The organism is Phormidesmis sp. 146-33 (assembly GCF_052939515.1).
Genome location: NZ_JBJPHU010000019.1, coordinates 1 through 15,492, shown reverse-complemented (window position 1 = coordinate 15,492; position 15,492 = coordinate 1). Strand labels below are relative to the sequence as shown.

General features: G+C 49.7%; 12 protein-coding genes. 6 read left to right on the top strand and 6 right to left on the bottom strand.

Annotated features, from left to right (window positions below):
* Nucleotides 1-79: 79 nt before the first annotated feature.
* Nucleotides 80-235 carry an arginine synthesis PII-interacting regulator PirA gene (gene pirA / locus ACJ2PR_RS10020; protein WP_446857612.1) on the bottom strand — a complete coding sequence of 52 codons (156 nt, stop codon included), beginning with the start codon at nucleotides 233-235 and terminating at the stop codon, nucleotides 80-82.
* Nucleotides 236-364: 129 nt separating this feature from the next.
* Between pirA and ACJ2PR_RS10015 the strand changes: the two genes are divergently transcribed.
* Nucleotides 365-1,207, top strand: a complete 843-nt coding sequence (locus ACJ2PR_RS10015; RefSeq protein ID WP_446876904.1) for an SAM hydrolase/SAM-dependent halogenase family protein — start codon at nucleotides 365-367, stop codon at nucleotides 1,205-1,207.
* A gap of 262 nt (nucleotides 1,208-1,469) precedes the next feature.
* Complete coding sequence (locus ACJ2PR_RS10010) at nucleotides 1,470-2,024, top strand: hypothetical protein (RefSeq protein ID WP_446867633.1); 555 nt, start codon at nucleotides 1,470-1,472, stop codon at nucleotides 2,022-2,024.
* Here ACJ2PR_RS10010 and ACJ2PR_RS10005 read toward each other — a convergent pair.
* Nucleotides 2,018-2,884 carry an inositol monophosphatase family protein gene (locus ACJ2PR_RS10005; protein WP_446876903.1) on the bottom strand — a complete coding sequence of 289 codons (867 nt, stop codon included), beginning with the start codon at nucleotides 2,882-2,884 and terminating at the stop codon, nucleotides 2,018-2,020. The genes ACJ2PR_RS10010 and ACJ2PR_RS10005 overlap by 7 nt on opposite strands.
* A gap of 443 nt (nucleotides 2,885-3,327) precedes the next feature.
* Here ACJ2PR_RS10005 and ACJ2PR_RS10000 point away from each other — a divergent pair, with 443 nt between their 5' ends.
* Nucleotides 3,328-3,990 carry a hypothetical protein gene (locus ACJ2PR_RS10000; RefSeq protein WP_446876902.1) on the top strand — a complete coding sequence of 221 codons (663 nt, stop codon included), beginning with the start codon at nucleotides 3,328-3,330 and terminating at the stop codon, nucleotides 3,988-3,990.
* 442 nt (nucleotides 3,991-4,432) lie between these two features.
* Here ACJ2PR_RS10000 and ACJ2PR_RS09995 read toward each other — a convergent pair whose 3' ends face one another.
* Nucleotides 4,433-5,842, bottom strand: a complete 1,410-nt coding sequence (locus ACJ2PR_RS09995; protein ID WP_446876901.1) for a BCD family MFS transporter — start codon at nucleotides 5,840-5,842, stop codon at nucleotides 4,433-4,435.
* A gap of 156 nt (nucleotides 5,843-5,998) precedes the next feature.
* Between ACJ2PR_RS09995 and ACJ2PR_RS09990 the strand changes: the two genes are divergently transcribed.
* The 3 genes from ACJ2PR_RS09990 to ACJ2PR_RS09980 all read left to right on the top strand — a co-directional run bounded on the left by ACJ2PR_RS09990 (nucleotide 5,999) and on the right by ACJ2PR_RS09980 (nucleotide 10,419).
* Nucleotides 5,999-6,946 (top strand): aldo/keto reductase, encoded by a 948-nt coding sequence (locus tag ACJ2PR_RS09990; protein WP_446876900.1) that lies wholly within the window; start codon nucleotides 5,999-6,001, stop codon nucleotides 6,944-6,946.
* Nucleotides 6,947-7,127: 181 nt separating this feature from the next.
* Entirely contained in the window at nucleotides 7,128-7,508 is a 381-nt protein-coding gene (locus tag ACJ2PR_RS09985; RefSeq protein ID WP_446857605.1) for a response regulator, read from the top strand.
* Nucleotides 7,509-7,701: 193 nt separating this feature from the next.
* Nucleotides 7,702-10,419, top strand: coding sequence for a hybrid sensor histidine kinase/response regulator (locus tag ACJ2PR_RS09980; protein WP_446876899.1), 2,718 nt, complete (start codon nucleotides 7,702-7,704; stop codon nucleotides 10,417-10,419).
* Between the two features lie 400 nt (nucleotides 10,420-10,819).
* Here the strand turns inward: ACJ2PR_RS09980 and ACJ2PR_RS09975 are convergent, their stop codons facing one another.
* The 3 genes from ACJ2PR_RS09975 to ACJ2PR_RS09965 form a co-directional block, all read right to left on the bottom strand.
* A complete protein-coding gene (locus ACJ2PR_RS09975) occupies nucleotides 10,820-12,253 on the bottom strand; it encodes a DEAD/DEAH box helicase (RefSeq protein ID WP_446857603.1) in 1,434 nt (477 codons plus the stop codon).
* A gap of 280 nt (nucleotides 12,254-12,533) precedes the next feature.
* Nucleotides 12,534-13,889, bottom strand: coding sequence for a 30S ribosomal protein S12 methylthiotransferase RimO (rimO, locus tag ACJ2PR_RS09970; protein WP_446867626.1), 1,356 nt, complete (start codon nucleotides 13,887-13,889; stop codon nucleotides 12,534-12,536).
* Between the two features lie 397 nt (nucleotides 13,890-14,286).
* Nucleotides 14,287-15,492: HlyD family efflux transporter periplasmic adaptor subunit (locus ACJ2PR_RS09965; RefSeq protein WP_446876898.1), on the bottom strand; the 1,206-nt coding region annotated here is incomplete at its 5' end.

Here is a 15,492-nt window from a genome sequence, read left to right as displayed (position 1 = left end):
ATAAAAGAGGCACAAACCTTTCAGCCTGTACCTCTGCGTGAATCCTAAATAGGAGCAGAATTGAATGATGATTGAAGCACTACTTGAGGTAGCTGGCTTCTGCTTCTAGCAGTCGAAGAAGGTTGGTGTCACCGCTGGCTCTGGCAGCTTCGATGCGGCGTTGCAGGTTTTTCTGAAGGTTTTCACGGTGGACGCTGGCAGTTTGCGCGGCGTTTTGATTACGATTTCTGTTCATGTTAAACGTTCCTAGAGTGTCACCTGTTAGCTTTCGCTTACTCTAATGGTAGCAGCTAGTAGAATAATCCGTAGCTTATGCTACCAAAGTTAACATTAAAAACATAAATGTTACTGAACCTACTGATAAATGATCCTGACCCTTCTAACTGATTTTGGACTGAGTGATGCGTATGTAGCGGTGATGAAAGGGACGATCGCTCGCGTCAATCCTCATCTACAAGTGATCGATATTACCCATCAGATTCCGCCTCAATCTGTAGCGATGGCGCGATTTCAACTCATGAATGCCTATCCTTACTTCCCTGATGGAACGGTGCATGTAGCTGTCGTTGATCCGGGGGTGGGCAGTGCGAGACGAGCGATCGCCGTTCAGCTTGAGTCTGGTTTTTTGGTCAGTCCTGACAATGGGTTGGTGAGTGGCGTGTTGAGCCAGTGGAAAGCGATCTCTTCGAGTTACCCGCAAGGGGTCGCCGCCGTTGAGTTGACAAATCCCAATTATTGGCGCGTTTTGGCTCCGAGTCAGACTTTTCACGGACGCGATATTTTTGCCCCGGTTGGCGCATATTTGGCGAGTGGCGTACCGTTGAGGGAATTGGGACGAGCGATCGAGTTGGATACGATCGTGCAGTTTCCCATTGCTAATCCCATTCGGACAGATCACACAATTGAAGGATCGATTCAAGCGATCGACCATTTTGGCAATCTGATTACGAATATTCCGGGGACAGAAGTGGAGGGAAGGGACTGGAGCGTGACGATCGCTCACATAACTTATCCAAGCAAAACGACCTATGCAGACAGTGAACCTGGAGAAGTTTTGGCATTAATTGGCAGTCACAACTGGATCGAAATCGCCACCAACCAAGGAAATGCTCAAAGGCAACTGGGACTGAACTGGGGCGACCCCTTGCGGGTAACTCGAAGCGACCCCTTGCGGGTAACTCGAAGCGACCCCTTGCGGGTAACTTGAAGAGATCGTATTTCAGTGCAAATTCAGTAATAATGCTTTGTTAACGCGAATTCGACGGAATCTTTCGCTGCGGTCGTCAATTTGGGCAGCCCCCTAAATTCCCCACAAGTGAGGGACTTTGATTTGAAAATCTTGCTCTAAAGCTTCCCAGAATTGGGGGGTTGGGGGGCAGAAGACGTGAACAACGAAGCAAAAAAACTTTATCGAATTCGCGTTTTGTTAATATCGTCCGATGAAGTTGCAATTAGATCTATACAAGACTATGAAGCCAGAATTGTGGATACCGATCGTATCAGGGCTAATTACAGTATTGGCTTCTTTCTTTGTCGCCCTCTATCAAGCACGGACAGAATTCCGTAAGCTAAGTAGACAATTAGAGCAGAAATATACAACTTCTTTGTTTGACAAACGACTAGAAGGATATCCTATTCTCTTTAAAGCCTTGAATGATCTAAACAATGTGATTGAGTATGGCGCTCCAAACAATCAACAGCTAATTGAATTTCAGAAGCAGTATGACAGTTGGCTTTCTGATCATGCAATTTTTCTAACGCGATCAACCGCCAAAATCGTCTGGGGTTATCATCATTACTTGATCGATTTGCTGGAGCAGCATCGGGACAGTTCTTTACCTCAAGAGCGATGGGCTGAGATTAGAAATGTGCAGATTGTGATTGGTAAGTTTTTGCGAGCAGAGATTGGGGTGTTTGACACGATCGCAGCAGGCAGCCCCGAACTCGACAAGCCTTACGTCAAAGCAATTATCGACAAGTTGCATCAAAGCTCAAAGAAAACTCGCAGTCGATTTGGTTATTGAGGAGTCACCTTCGCGCCGACTCCTTGCGGGTAACTCGAAGCGACCCCTTGCGGGTAACTCGAAGAGATCGACTTAACCAACGGTTCAAACACAGGCAATAAATCAGCTCGGCTGACGACTAATGTAGGAAACGATCGCTGCCGATAATTTTGTCCCACGGTTAATGGAAAAATAGGTTCAGATTCTAAAGGGTGCCAGATTGCGCCTGCGGCCTGAACGATCGCCCAAACTGCCGCAATATCCCAAATTTTTGGAGTGGCTTCGACTCCGCCCAACGTTGCTCCCGCTGCTACGGTCAGCAGATTATAGGTTGCTACACCCAACATGCGAATTTTGGCAGGAAAGGGCTGTTTGAGAACCGAAACACTTCGAGCGCACAGGTTAAAGAAATGGTTGCTAGTTAAAGCATCTTGACTGGCGTGAATCGGTTTGCCGTTGAGAAACGCGCCCGTTAGCATTTCTAACCCAGAGTCACCCTGCCAAAAGCCATGAAAGGACTGTCTCAACGGCGGAAAATGCACATAGCCAAAGACGGGAATGCCTTGGTAAAGCAGTCCGATCGACACTCCCCAAAGCGGCAATCCTCTGGCAAAATTGGTCGTGCTATCGAGTGGATCGATCACCCAGCACCAGTCTGTATGCGGGAAAACATGCTCCACTTCTTCGCTCAAAACGCCGTGAGTGGGGAAGGTGTGAGCGATCGCATCCCGCAAGACCTGATCCGCCCATTGGTCTGACTGGGTTACCAAACTTCCGTCCGACTTTTCAGACGCTTGCACCTGCCCGAAATCTTTGAGAAGCTGTGTCCCGACTTGATGAGTCGTTGTTTCAGCAAAGTTGAGAATTTGTGTCCAGTCCATGAAGGCGAGGGATGAAGGATGAGGGATGAGGGATGAGGGATGAGGCTATGACGATGGGAGCTAACCAAGTCCTGTTCCCTCTATCTTTTGGATAGGGTGAAGGTGAGGGCATGGAATCATTTAACGAAAGATTGGGTAATCAAGGAGTAATACCAGTTTTCTAAATCAGCGCTAACACCTTAGACATTATTGCCTTCTGCTAAAGGTAGCTTCTGTGAATTTAATTATCTCCATCAAACGTTGTAAAACACAATTTTTCTATCTACAAAACTATATTGAAAGAGGTTAGAAAGTTGTTTTATGTAGAGTAACTTACTATTACAAAGTCATTTACATCTTAAATAGAAAATTAGACGCTGTATTTCTATCAATCTATCTTTAGGAGGTGTGTTGATCTCTCTCAAGCTTTAACAATCAAACGTAATGCGAAGAGGTTCATTTATATGGCGCGATCGTTGACACTCTGGTTTGTTTGGCTTGGCTTTATTATTTATTTGCTGTTTTTTGCGCCGCCCCTTCAATCTGATACGCTTCAACCCCTTCGATCGCTACTATCTGGACAGTTTCCTTCTATCAATCCAGTGATTGTGTCACTGTTTAGTTTGGTAGGTATTTGGCTATTGATTTATAGTTGTTTGATTTTTGCAGACGGGAGAATGCAGTCTTTACCCGCGTGGGCGTTTATGCTGGCAACGATCGCGACCGGGGTGTTTGCGCTCATTCCATACCTCGCCCTGCGTCAGCCCAATCAATCGTTTTCAGGTAAAAAAGATCCCTGGATTGCTGTACTCGATTCGCAGACGACTGGCGTAGTGTTGACCATCAGCACAGTTATCTTGGTTCTTTACGCAGTTTTGTGGGGCGATTGGACTGGCTTTATACAAGAGTTTACAACCAACCGATTTGTACATGGAATGAGCTTGGCGTTTTGTCTGTTTTGTGGGCTATTTCCTTATCCAACTCTGTTAGAGAATGATATGGTGCGACGCGGACTGACCCCCAAATCTCAACTATTTCATATAGCAGCGTGGGTTCCCTTGTTTGGCCCGCTCGCCTATTTATGTTTGCGTCCTTCACTGTTAGCGTTTCGGTTTAACAATCCGTGAACAACCGAATAGAGATTTAATAGAATTGTTGTGAAATAAGAATGCAATAAGCTGATCTTTTATTACCACAGATTCTCTACTCTTCCTAGCTACGGCTTCTTCCCTCTTACTAGTTCTTTAAATTAACGTGAATTCGACAAAGGTTTTCCGCTTCGTTACTCAACGCTTCTGCCCCCCAACCCCCCAATTCTGGGGGACTTTCGGGCAAGATTTCTCGTTCAAAGTCCCCCAGAATTGGGGGATTTAGGGGGCTGCCTGGATCTATAACCGCAGCGAAAGATTCCATCGAATTCACGTTAAATTAGTGCTACGGAAGTTGTGCAGACTCTAGACCTGAGACCTAAGAGTTTAGGCAGAAAACCTAGCATCCAAAGTCTCTTGTCCAAAGTCTCTTGTCCAAAGTCCCCTGAAGGAAAAAAACGGCTATAAGCAGGGATGCAGGCTAGTCTAGTTCGTGGTGGAGGACGGCGGCGATCGCTTTACGAGAACTGCTGCGGAATTCTTGCACGTTGACTTGTCGAAGGAGCGTCACGGCTAAAAGCATCCCCAACGCTTCGCAAGCAAACACGACGCTAAAGGCTGGAAACGGCTGCTGGAAGAGTTTTCGTCCTAAATCGAGGAGTGCGCCTCCGGTGACGGTGGCCGATGCTTGCGACAGGGCTTGCGCCAAACCCCACGCTCCGACAAAGGTTCCGGCGGTCTCGGTGGCGGTCAAGTCCAACATTAGGCTGACGGCGCTATTGGTCAACACCCCAGACGATAACCCAAACAAAATTACCGCACTTTTGAGCAACGTCTGAGTTTGCGTCAAGCCAGAAATGATGATCAAAACGAAACAAGCTGCCGTGAGACAACATCCCAATTGAGCCGTCCGCTGTTTGCCCAGACGAGGCACGATTAGAAATCCCGTCACGCCCATGCCCGCTAGAATGCCATAGCCCCAATATTTGTTGAGTCCAGCGCTCTCGGCGATCGTCATCCCAAAGACTTCTCGCGCATAGGGTTCTAAGACAGGCTGTTGCAGAAATAAGCTAATCGTCATCACTAACAGGAAGCCAAAGAAGATTCCAGTTTGACGGCTGGCAGTCAACACTTTGATCGCAGTTCCCAACGTGATTTGATCTTCACGCTCAACCAATTGAGAACGCGAAGCGTAACGCGAATACTTTTTCTCAATCCCAAAGGTGGCCACGATCGCTAAACAAAAAACCGAAACCGGAAACACTAAAAATAATCGATTGATTACAGGTTGCAATGTTTCTGGAGTTAAGCCTGTGAGCATTCTTTGACCGACGATCGCGCCTACAACAATCCCCACCATCAACATTGACCAGATTACGCCAACGATCTTCGATCGATCTTCTTCATCCGAAATATCCACCAACAGCGCTGTGAATGGAGTCGAACTCGCGCTGATACACAGTCCATACAATGCGAACATGAGCGCTAACAACATCGCCCAAAGCGTACTGGTCGTTGTCCATCCGTCGGTGATACTGGCACCCAATCTCCAGACAACTTGGATGGCTAACAGGAGACAGACGACCTGTAAGGCAATGCCGCTCCAAATGTAGCCCGTGCGGTGATAGCCTCGAATCGGCTTTGCATCGGACATCTGCCCAAACCAGATTCGCGCTGGGGCCACAAACTGATACATGGCGATCGCCCCTGCCGCGATCGTACCGGGCACCTTCAATTCTGAAATCATCACCTGATTGAGAACGCCCAACGTCAACAGGGAGAGCATCCCCAACCCCATCTGAAACAGACCGAGGCGAAACATTGTAAACAAGCCCACTTTTGGGAGTGACTTTTCGGGGGCGGTGAAGTCGATCGGTTGATTAGTATCCATCGTGGTGAGTGTGATTTAGATTTTCTTATTTTTTCTAAGGATAAGGGCAAGCGAGAGCGCTTTGAGCATTCGATCATAAATGGCTCTCTAGAAGGGCGGGTGAATCAGAGGTTCATCGTTACACTAAGAAATGTTAAGCCTTTACCTGTTTTGATTATGCAAACCCTCTCTCTTGGCGCAAACGGTTTGGAACTCGCTCCCCTGGGTATTGGGACGTGGCAATGGGGCGATTCTCTGTTTTGGAGTTATGGCAAAGATTACAGCGAGACAGATGTGCAGAATGCGTTTAAGTCGGCTGTAGACGCGGGAGTGACTTTTTTTGACACGGCAGAAATCTATGGGTTAGGAGAGTCTGAGAAACTGCTGGGACGCTTTATGAAACAAACCAGCCAGCCGATTCAGATTGCGACAAAATATATGCCGCTGCCCTGGCGATTTTCTGCGGATGCCGTCCATGAAGCGGTGACAGAAAGCCTGAAACGCTTGCAGGTTGATCGGGTTGCCCTCTACCAAGTTCACATGCCCTTTGACTTTTTTATGAGCAAGAAAACGCTGATGGAGGCTTTGGCGGATGAAGTGAAGCGGGGAAGAATTGGCGCGATCGGAGTCAGCAACTATTCCGATGATCAGATGCGCGAAGCTCACGGATATCTGGCTGCAAAAGGCGTTCCTCTGGCGGTCAATCAGGTGCGCTATTCGCTGATTACTCGTCAAATTGAGACGAATGGAATTCTCGATACGGCTCGTCAACTCGGTGTGACCATTTTGGCTTATAGTCCCCTGGCTCAAGGCTTGCTCACCGGAAAGTACACGCCCGAAAATGCCGATTCTGTAACGGGTGCCCGCAAGCTAGATACGCGCTTTAGTCGTCAGGGATTAGAGAAACTCGCGCCTGTGACCAACCTTCTACGGCAAATTGGCGAAAAGCACGATCGCACTCCCGCTCAAGTTTCTCTCAACTGGCTGATCAAACAAGGCAACGTGATTCCGATTCCTGGGGCAAAAAATGCCAATCAAGCGCAACAAAATTCAGGTGCCCTCGGCTGGTCAATCAGTGACGAAGAATTTACACAGTTGGATCTGTTGACGCGCGATCGACGATAGAAGATTTTGGACTCTGGACTGAATGGCATTTTAAGTCTTTGGTCTGGTGTCCAATGTCAAGGTCTTTTGTCTAACGTCTTTCCCTCCTTCACGCTCTCTACACATAAAACTCCCTGAATCGAAAGTCGCAACCGTGAATAGTGACTTCAAAAGGGAACGTACGTAGCGAGAGGAAGCGTCTATGTGTGCGGTTTTGGTCGTTGACGATAGTGCAATGATTCGGTTGATGCTCAAAGAGTATCTGAGCGAGTCGGGATTTGAGGTTGTGGAAGCGATCGATGGTGTCGAAGCGATCGCCCATATTCAATCTCACCGCCCTGATCTGGTGATCACCGATATTGTCATGCCGCGCATGAATGGCTACGAACTGTGTCGCTGGATCAAAAGCGATCCCAAAACCAAAAGCATTCCTGTAATGATGTGTACGACTAAGAATGAGGACTTCGATCGCTACTGGGGGCTAAAACAAGGAGCCGACGCTTACATCTCTAAACCCTATCGCCCGATCGAAATGATGAACGCCGTTCGGTATCTTCTAGAACGCACCCGCTGCAACCTTTAAGGGAATCTTCTAGAAAATTAGCTAGAGTACACTTCTCCTCCTTTCAGTAGATCAACGGAATCACCACAAAGGCATAGACTAAAAGAACTTGACTCCTCCTTTGAGAGGACACTGCACGACTGCAAAAATCTTTAAATGTGCAGGTTCTCCAGGTGCTTAAGCGGCCAGTTTGTCTATCTCATGCCTTTTGTTCATGTACAGCCAGCAATCTGACCCAGCCTCTGACCCCTCACTGACTGAGACATCCTTGAATTCCTCAACTTATTTGAGTGATATGGGCATGGTTTTGCAGATGGCAGACGGGACGATACAAGCCTGCAACGCCACCGCTGAACGGTTGTTAGGCATGACGATCGGACAGATGCAGGGCGTTACGTCGATCGATTACCCCTGGCAAACCATTCACCCAGATGGGTCGCCTTTCCCCGGTGAGACGCACCCCGCTATGATTGCCCTACAAACGGGTCAGCCTTCTACGGCAACGATGGGCTTTCACCGACCAGACTGCGAAATTATGTGGCTCTCGCTCAATTCTCAGCCGCTGTTTCGGGCTGGCGAAGCGACTCCCTATGCGGTAGTGACGACGTTTACCCAACTTCCGGCGATAAACATCGAACACGATCGCTACTTTCGCCAAGCGTCGCTACAAGATTTGTCAAACACGCTAGAAAGTATTACCGATGCGTTCTTTTCGCTCGATCGCGACTGGCGATTCACTTATCTCAACAGCCAAGCTGTACAGGTTCTAAACCGTGGCTTTAACGACCTCATCGGCAGAAATGTCTGGGAAGCGTTTCCTGAAGCGATCGGTAGCTTGTTTGATTATGAGTATCATCGCGCCGTTGCTCAAGAAGTTACGGTTAGCTTTGAAGCGTTTTATCCGCCGCTTGACTGTTGGTTTGCGGTGAGGGCTTACCCGATCGCCTCTGGTCTGGCCGTTTACTTTCAAAACATCACCGACCAAAAAGTTGCCGAAGCGTCCTTGCAAAGACAAAAACAAACGGCCTATCAGCGACTTGCCGAAATTGATGCCATCTATGCCACGGCTCCGATCGGCCTTTGTTTTGTCGATCCCGATTTGCGGTTTGTGCGGATCAACGATCGCCTGGCTGAAATCAATGGCACTCCAGCCGAAGCTCACATCGGTCGCACGCTGCGCGAAATTTTGCCCGAAATGGCAGACAGTCTCGAACCGCTCTATCACCAGGTAATGCAAACAGGAATTCCCTTAGAAAATTTTGAAGCTCGCGGCCCCAATGCATCCCAACCGGGAGTTGAGCGTGATTGGCTGGTGAGTCTCTATCCGCTCAAAGCGATCGACGACACGGTGCTAGGGGTGAATGTCGTGGTTTATGAAATTACCGAAAGTAAACAGGCACAAGCTGCTCTATCTCAAACCAACAGCATTTTACGATCAGTCATTGAGGACAGTTCTGACATTATTTTTGTCAAAGACACTCAGGGTCGCTATGTCGTCGTCAATCCAACCGCTGCTCACTGGTTAAATACGACCGTTGATGCGATGTTAGGGCGCAGTGATTTTGAGTTGTTTCCCTCAGACGTAGCAGAACGGATTTGGCAGATCGATTGCCAAGTCATGCAGACCGGAAAATCTGTCAGCTACGAGGAAGAAGTGCCCAGGCAAAAAAAATTACGATCGCTGCTCTCCTCCAAATATCCGTGGCGCGATGTAGCAGGCAAGGTGATCGGGGTGATTGGCATTTCTCGCGACATCAGCGATCGCAAACAGTCCGAAATTCAACTCCAGCAGCAAGCCGACGAATTGAGTCGAGCTAACCGCATCAAAGACGAATTTTTAGCCGTGTTGTCTCACGAACTGCGATCGCCCCTCAATCCAATTCTCGGCTGGACGAGGCTTCTCCAGAGTCGCAAACTGAGTGACGAAAAAGTGACCGAAGCGCTGTCCGCGATCGAGCGCAACGCTCGAATTCAAACTCAACTAATTGATGATCTGCTCGACATCGCTCGAATTCTGCGCGGAAAATTGACGTTAGCTCACGATCCGGTCGATCTGGGTCAGGTAATTGAGGCGGCGATCGAGACAGTGCATTTGTCAGCCGAGGCAAAGTCAATTCAAATTCAGACTACGATCGCTCCAGAGGTGGGGTTGGTGATTGGAGATGCCAGTCGCTTGCAGCAAGTCGTTTGGAATCTGCTCTCGAATGCGGTCAAGTTTACGCCCTCCGGCGGTCAGGTTCAAGTTAGGCTACAATCCTCCGCCCTCAATGCTCAAGCTGGGAATTCCGTTGCTCAAATTCACGTCACCGATACCGGAAAAGGCATTCATGCAGACTTTCTACCCTGCGTTTTTGAGGCTTTTCGTCAGGCAGACAGCACGATTACAAGACAATACGGCGGACTGGGATTGGGACTCTCGATCGTCAAGCAAATCGTCGAACTCCACGGTGGCACCGTCCGCGCAACTAGCCCCGGAGAAGGCAAAGGAGCCACATTTACAGTACAGTTGCCCATTCATCATCAGACCGTTACAGATACGGCTATGCTGACTCCTGCCGCCCAAACGCTTGACCTCAATGGGGTTCAAGTTTTGATTGTCGATGATGAGCCAGACTCGCGCGAGTTTATCCAATTTGTGTTAGAGCTTCATGGTGCGAAGGTGACGGCTGCCTCCTCTGCCTCTCAAGCGCTGCAAATCTTTTCAACGCTCAACCCCGATCTTCTGGTCAGCGATATTGGAATGCCTCACATGGACGGCTACGCGCTGATCCGCCAACTCCGGCAATCCAACCTGAGAACGCCAGCGATCGCCCTCACTGCCTACGCGGGAGAAGGAAATCGCCAACAAGCGATCGCAGCCGGATTTGATACCCATCTGTCGAAACCGATCGATCCCGAAGAATTTGTCCGATTGATCACGACGCTGCTTTAACGTAGGTTCGATCAACTGCCTCACTACGATTACAAATCCAGTGCCCCCATAAATATAGAACTTTGAATCGGCGCTCTAGCACTCACCACCGAAGCGAAACACTCCATCTCTTCGAGTTCCCCGCAAGGGGTCAAATTCATTTTGGTTTAGAAGAAAAACGATCGCACGAAAAAAGCGAGTCAAGAATCATTCTCAACCCGCCTCATTCATTCAAACGGTGATTAACGTGAATTCGATGAGAGTTTTTTCGCTTCGTTGTTCACGGCTCCTGCCCCCCAACCCCCCAATTTTGGGGGACTTTCAGAGAGGAATTCTGGTTCAAAGTCCCTCACTCGTGGGGGATTTAGGGGGCGTTCCTGAATCTAAAAGCGAAGCGAAGCGTTCATCGAGATGACGTTAATTAGTGAGCAGTCTTGACTCGTTTGATCGGCTTCGGCTTATCAGAACCATTACCGCCACCGTTATTGTGACCGCCGCCACCATTGCGATGACCACCGCCACGAGGCGCATCATCCGCCGCATCACTTCCGGAAGTCATCCAAGAAGGACGGGTTTTGTCATAGACCATTTGTAGAGCCGCCGCCGCGATCGCATGAGGTTCATACTCTTCAGCAAGCTGGGCCACGATCGGCAAGAAGGAAGCCATCCGCTCACCCGCTAGAGCTTCTTTGACTTGCTCTTGCAGTTTTTCTAGTTGACGCGCTTCGATTTCGGCACGAGTCGGGACGTTGCGAATTTCTAAACGCTGACGAACGTGGTTTTCGATGTCACGCAGTTTGCGACGATCAAGGGCATGAACGATCGACAGAGCCGTTCCTTCTTTACCAGCGCGGCCTGTCCGACCAATCCGGTGAACGTAACTCTCAACGCTGTCCGGCAGATCGTAGTTGATCACATGGGTCAGGTCATCGACGTGAAGCCCACGCGCCGCGATATCGGTTGCCACCACCCAACGCACCTGACGCTGACGGAACCGCAACAACAGGCGTTCTCTCTGGGTCTGAGTCAAATCGCCGTGGTATTCATCCACGCTGTGTCCGGCGGCTTGCAGTTGGCTGGTCAATTCTGCCGCAGCGCGACGAGTCCGCACGAAGATGATCGCTGATTCGGGATCTTCGAGTTCGAGAATGGGTTGCAGCGATCGTGCCTTTGTCCACCCGCGAGGAATCGTGTAAGCGACTTGATTGATCCGATTAGGAGCGGCTTTGGGTTGCTCGATCGTCACAGTGATCGGCGATCGCAAAAACTTGGTCACCAATTTGCGAATCGAAGGCTCCATCGTCGCTGAGAAGAATGCGGTCTGACGCTCAGGGGGTGCCTTACTCAGGATTTTTTCGACGTCTTGGATGAAGCCCATGTTGAGCATCTCATCCGCTTCGTCCAGCACCATCCAGCCGAGTTGGTCGAGCTTGAGGTCGCCTCGGCCTAGCAGGTCGATCACTCGTCCCGGTGTGCCGACGACGATTTGAGCGCCTCTTCTTAGTTGAGAAATTTGCTGGTCGATCGACTGTCCGCCGTAAATCGTGACGACCTTAACGCGGCGATCGTCTACAAAGGTTTTAATCGCTTGGCAAACCTGCATGGCCAACTCGCGAGTCGGAGTTAGGATTAACGCTTGCACTGCGGGATTTTTGGCATCAAGCCGCTCCAGAATAGGCAGTGAAAAAGCCGCCGTTTTGCCTGTCCCGGTTTGAGCTTGTCCGACGACATCGCGCCCAGACATCAGATGAGGAATCGCTTGGGCTTGAATGGCAGTTGGAGCGGTAAAGCCAAGTTCTTCTAATTGGCGAATCCGGGTTTCAGAAAGTCCAAGGCTTTGGAAAGAAAGGGTCATTGAATCTCCTAGAGGTGTCAAGGTCAAACGCCAAGACTCGACAGAGGATATCTGACTGAGCAAATGGACTCAAGGGAGTGCTGAAACCCAGTCACGGAATCTCATCAGAACTGCGGGTGCCGGGGCACAATCAATCCTGCTGCGGACAACTGTCGAAAAAGGCGCGTCGGTCGTGTGTGAAAAAAAGTGTGTGAGAAGCGGGGATCGGATTCTAAAAGGTCAGAATCAGTTCATCCGACACTTTTGTGGTAGATATCAAATCGTAGACATCAAATCGCAACTATCGTGACGTAACCAGTGAGTGCTGCATCAGGTCGGCTGCGGTCGCAACTCGCCCATACAGGTCGTACACGTCAGCATCCACGATCGCCACAGGCACGATCGACCCCAACGAGGCTTCACCCTGGACATAAACCAGTCCGTCAACCTCTGGCGAAAAGCGGGCAGAACGCCCCACTAATTCACCTGTTTGGGGATTTTCTTGCTCAATCAAGACATCGACAACCTGACCAATCTGCGATCGATTCTTTTTGAGAGAAATCGGTTGCTGAAGCTGCATCAGGGCATCGCGACGGGCATCCATCACCGACTGGTGTACTGGATGGGGCAACTCGTAGGCGGCAGTGCCTTCTTCGGGTGAGAAAGTGAACACGCCTACATGATCGAACTCGTGTCGTCGAACAAATTGCAGCAGATGCTGAAACTGTTCTTCTGTTTCACCGGGAAAACCAACGATGAAGGTTGTACGCAAGACAGCATTCGGAATCGCAGTTTTGATGCGATCGATAATGCCGTCATTGACCCGACCCTGCCAGGGACGATTCATCGCCCGTAAGATCTCAGGATCGGAGTGCTGAAGGGGCAAGTCTAAATAAGGCAAAACGTTGGGCGTTTGCTGAATTGCCTCGATCACTTTGGGAGTCAGCCCCGTGGGATAGGCATAGTGCATCCGAATCCAAGGAATATCAACCTGCCCCAAGGCTCGAATTAACTCTGTCAGTCTCGGTTCGCCGTAAATGTCTAGACCGTAGTTGGTCGTGATCTGGGAGATCAAGATGATCTCTTTGACTCCTTCAGAGGCAAGCTGTTCCGCTTCGGCAACGATCGATTCAATCGTCCGCGATCGCTGGTTGCCGCGCAAATGAGGAATGATGCAAAAGGCACAACGGTAGTCGCAGCCTTCGGCAATTCTCAGATAGGCAACGCCCTCAGTCGTGGTGCGATACCGAGGAGTCGTCTCGTCCGCGATATACGTCGGCTCTTGAGAAACTTCTTTAACTCGTTCGCCTGTCTCGGCCCGCTCGATCACGTCCACAATCTTGTGGTAATCGCCCGTCCCGACTAGCGCAACGGCTTCTGGAAGTTCTTCTAACAGTTCTTCTTGAAAATGCTGCGCCATGCAGCCTGTGATCACAATCTTTTTGTCGGATTCTGCCAACTCAACTAGAGTGCGAACAGATTCCTCACGGGCTGCTTGAATAAAGCTGCAAGTATTTACAATAACATAATCTGCAAGCGCTTCGTCGGCATCAACAGAGTATCCGGCTTGCACCAGCAGACCCAGCATATGTTCGGTATCGATTCGATTTTTTTCGCAGCCTAAATGCGAGATGGCAATGGTTGGCTTGTTGCCCATGAAATACCTGAATGGAGGGAGAACGAAAGGTCAGTGACAGGGATGAACTGTAGCGATCGCGCGTGCGATGGTCTGTCCCCTCGCTTCACAATCCAGGCAGTAAATGCTTGTTGGATACAGATAATGCAACCGCTTTGTTGTATTGGTCTCTATGATAACGCAGTTCTGCAAATATTACGTTCTGTTAAACAATTATTTTTCTTTCAAGAGTGTAGGGAGGGATGCAGAACTGAGAGGCTATTCTAGCGCTTTCTGGCAACAAGTTTCAAAACTTTGGGCCTTGTTTAGGCGAATTCAGCAATCCTGCTTGAATGGTTGCACCATAACGATGAGATCCCCAACGCCTGAGCGAAGCCAGGGATCTCTCTAAAGTCTTTAGCAGTGGCGTTGGGGATGCCTATCTCACTGAGAACGCTTCGCTAAATCGTCGGGTGACAGGCTCCGTGATGAAGGTGAGAATTGATTTTTTGCGGGTGACGATCTCCGCCGAGGCCGCCATACCGGGAGTGAGTTCGACGGCTTTTCCTCTCACGTCGATCGCTCGTTTGTTGAGGCGCACTCTGGTCAAGAAGACGGGCCCCATGTCTCGTCCATTTTCATCCTTCTCAACGACCGCATCAGGACTCACCGAAATCACATCGCCTTCTACCACACCAAATTCTTGAAAAGGAAAGGTTGCCAGCTTCACTTTTGCCTTCATACCAGGTTGGATAAAGCCAATGTCTCGGTTTAACACTTTGACTTCTAGCACTAGATCCTGATCCGTTGGAGAAATCGACAGGAGTTCTTCGCCTTGCTGAACCGGCCCTTGCGTCACCTTCAAGTTGTAAACTTTGCCATCAAACGGCGCTTTGACCGACTCGCGATCGCTCTGCTGCTGTTTGGCGACAGCGAGTTCACCCAGTTTTTTGGTCAATTCTTCTTGACGCTGATTGAGTTGGGTGAGGACTTCTGACTGACGTTGAGGACTTAGCCCCTGAGCCGCATTTTTTGCGGCCTCGTATGCCTGCTGGGTTTGCTGAACTTGCCCTTGCTGAGACTGAATCTTATTTCTCAGAGAGCCAATCCGATCTTCCGCTTCCGCAATCTGGTTGTCTGCGCTGATGACTTGCTGGGTGGCCTGAGTGACTTCTTGAGCGGCTCTGATCACTTCCTGGTTAGGGATCGCCCCTGAATTTTCGAGGGGTTTGAGCATTGCTTGACGTTTTTGAGCCAGCGCCAACGAGTTTTCTGCCTGAATTTTGTTAGCGGTGGCATTGTCTAACGTGGTTTGGGCGGCGGTCAGGTTTTCCTGAAATCGGACTAGCTCAGACTGAGACTCTTGGTAGGCTCCGGCTCTGCTGTTGGCATCGGCGATCGCGCCCGCTTGTTTCTTAGAAAACTCTTGTTGACGGGTTGCGATTAGCTCATCTTGTAGAGGAGTCCCAGCTTCGCCCTGACCGCTTCTCTCAACCTGGAGACGAGCAATGTCTTCGCGAATCTTGGCGGCATCTTGCTCCAAACTGGTCACACTCGTCTCAGCAGACCCAGGATCGATCGTGACTAACACGTCTCCTTTTTTGACCGTTGATCCCACGCTGACTTTTGTCTCAGTAACGCTGCC

Excerpts from the sequence above, each read along its gene's own strand:
- ACJ2PR_RS10005 (WP_446876903.1), bottom strand. The coding sequence starts at position 2,884 with ATGGACTGGACACAAATTCTCAACTTTGCTGAAACAACGACTCATCAA.
- ACJ2PR_RS10015 (WP_446876904.1), top strand. The coding sequence starts at position 365 with ATGATCCTGACCCTTCTAACTGATTTTGGACTGAGTGATGCGTATGTA.
- ACJ2PR_RS09990 (WP_446876900.1), top strand. The coding sequence starts at position 5,999 with ATGCAAACCCTCTCTCTTGGCGCAAACGGTTTGGAACTCGCTCCCCTG.
- ACJ2PR_RS09995 (WP_446876901.1), bottom strand. The coding sequence starts at position 5,842 with ATGGATACTAATCAACCGATCGACTTCACCGCCCCCGAAAAGTCACTC.
- ACJ2PR_RS09980 (WP_446876899.1), top strand. The coding sequence starts at position 7,702 with ATGTACAGCCAGCAATCTGACCCAGCCTCTGACCCCTCACTGACTGAG.
- ACJ2PR_RS10000 (WP_446876902.1), top strand. The coding sequence starts at position 3,328 with ATGGCGCGATCGTTGACACTCTGGTTTGTTTGGCTTGGCTTTATTATT.
- pirA (WP_446857612.1), bottom strand. The coding sequence starts at position 235 with ATGAACAGAAATCGTAATCAAAACGCCGCGCAAACTGCCAGCGTCCAC.
- rimO (WP_446867626.1), bottom strand. The coding sequence starts at position 13,889 with ATGGGCAACAAGCCAACCATTGCCATCTCGCATTTAGGCTGCGAAAAA.
- ACJ2PR_RS09985 (WP_446857605.1), top strand. The coding sequence starts at position 7,128 with ATGTGTGCGGTTTTGGTCGTTGACGATAGTGCAATGATTCGGTTGATG.
- ACJ2PR_RS09975 (WP_446857603.1), bottom strand. The coding sequence starts at position 12,253 with ATGACCCTTTCTTTCCAAAGCCTTGGACTTTCTGAAACCCGGATTCGC.
- ACJ2PR_RS10010 (WP_446867633.1), top strand. The coding sequence starts at position 1,470 with ATGAAGCCAGAATTGTGGATACCGATCGTATCAGGGCTAATTACAGTA.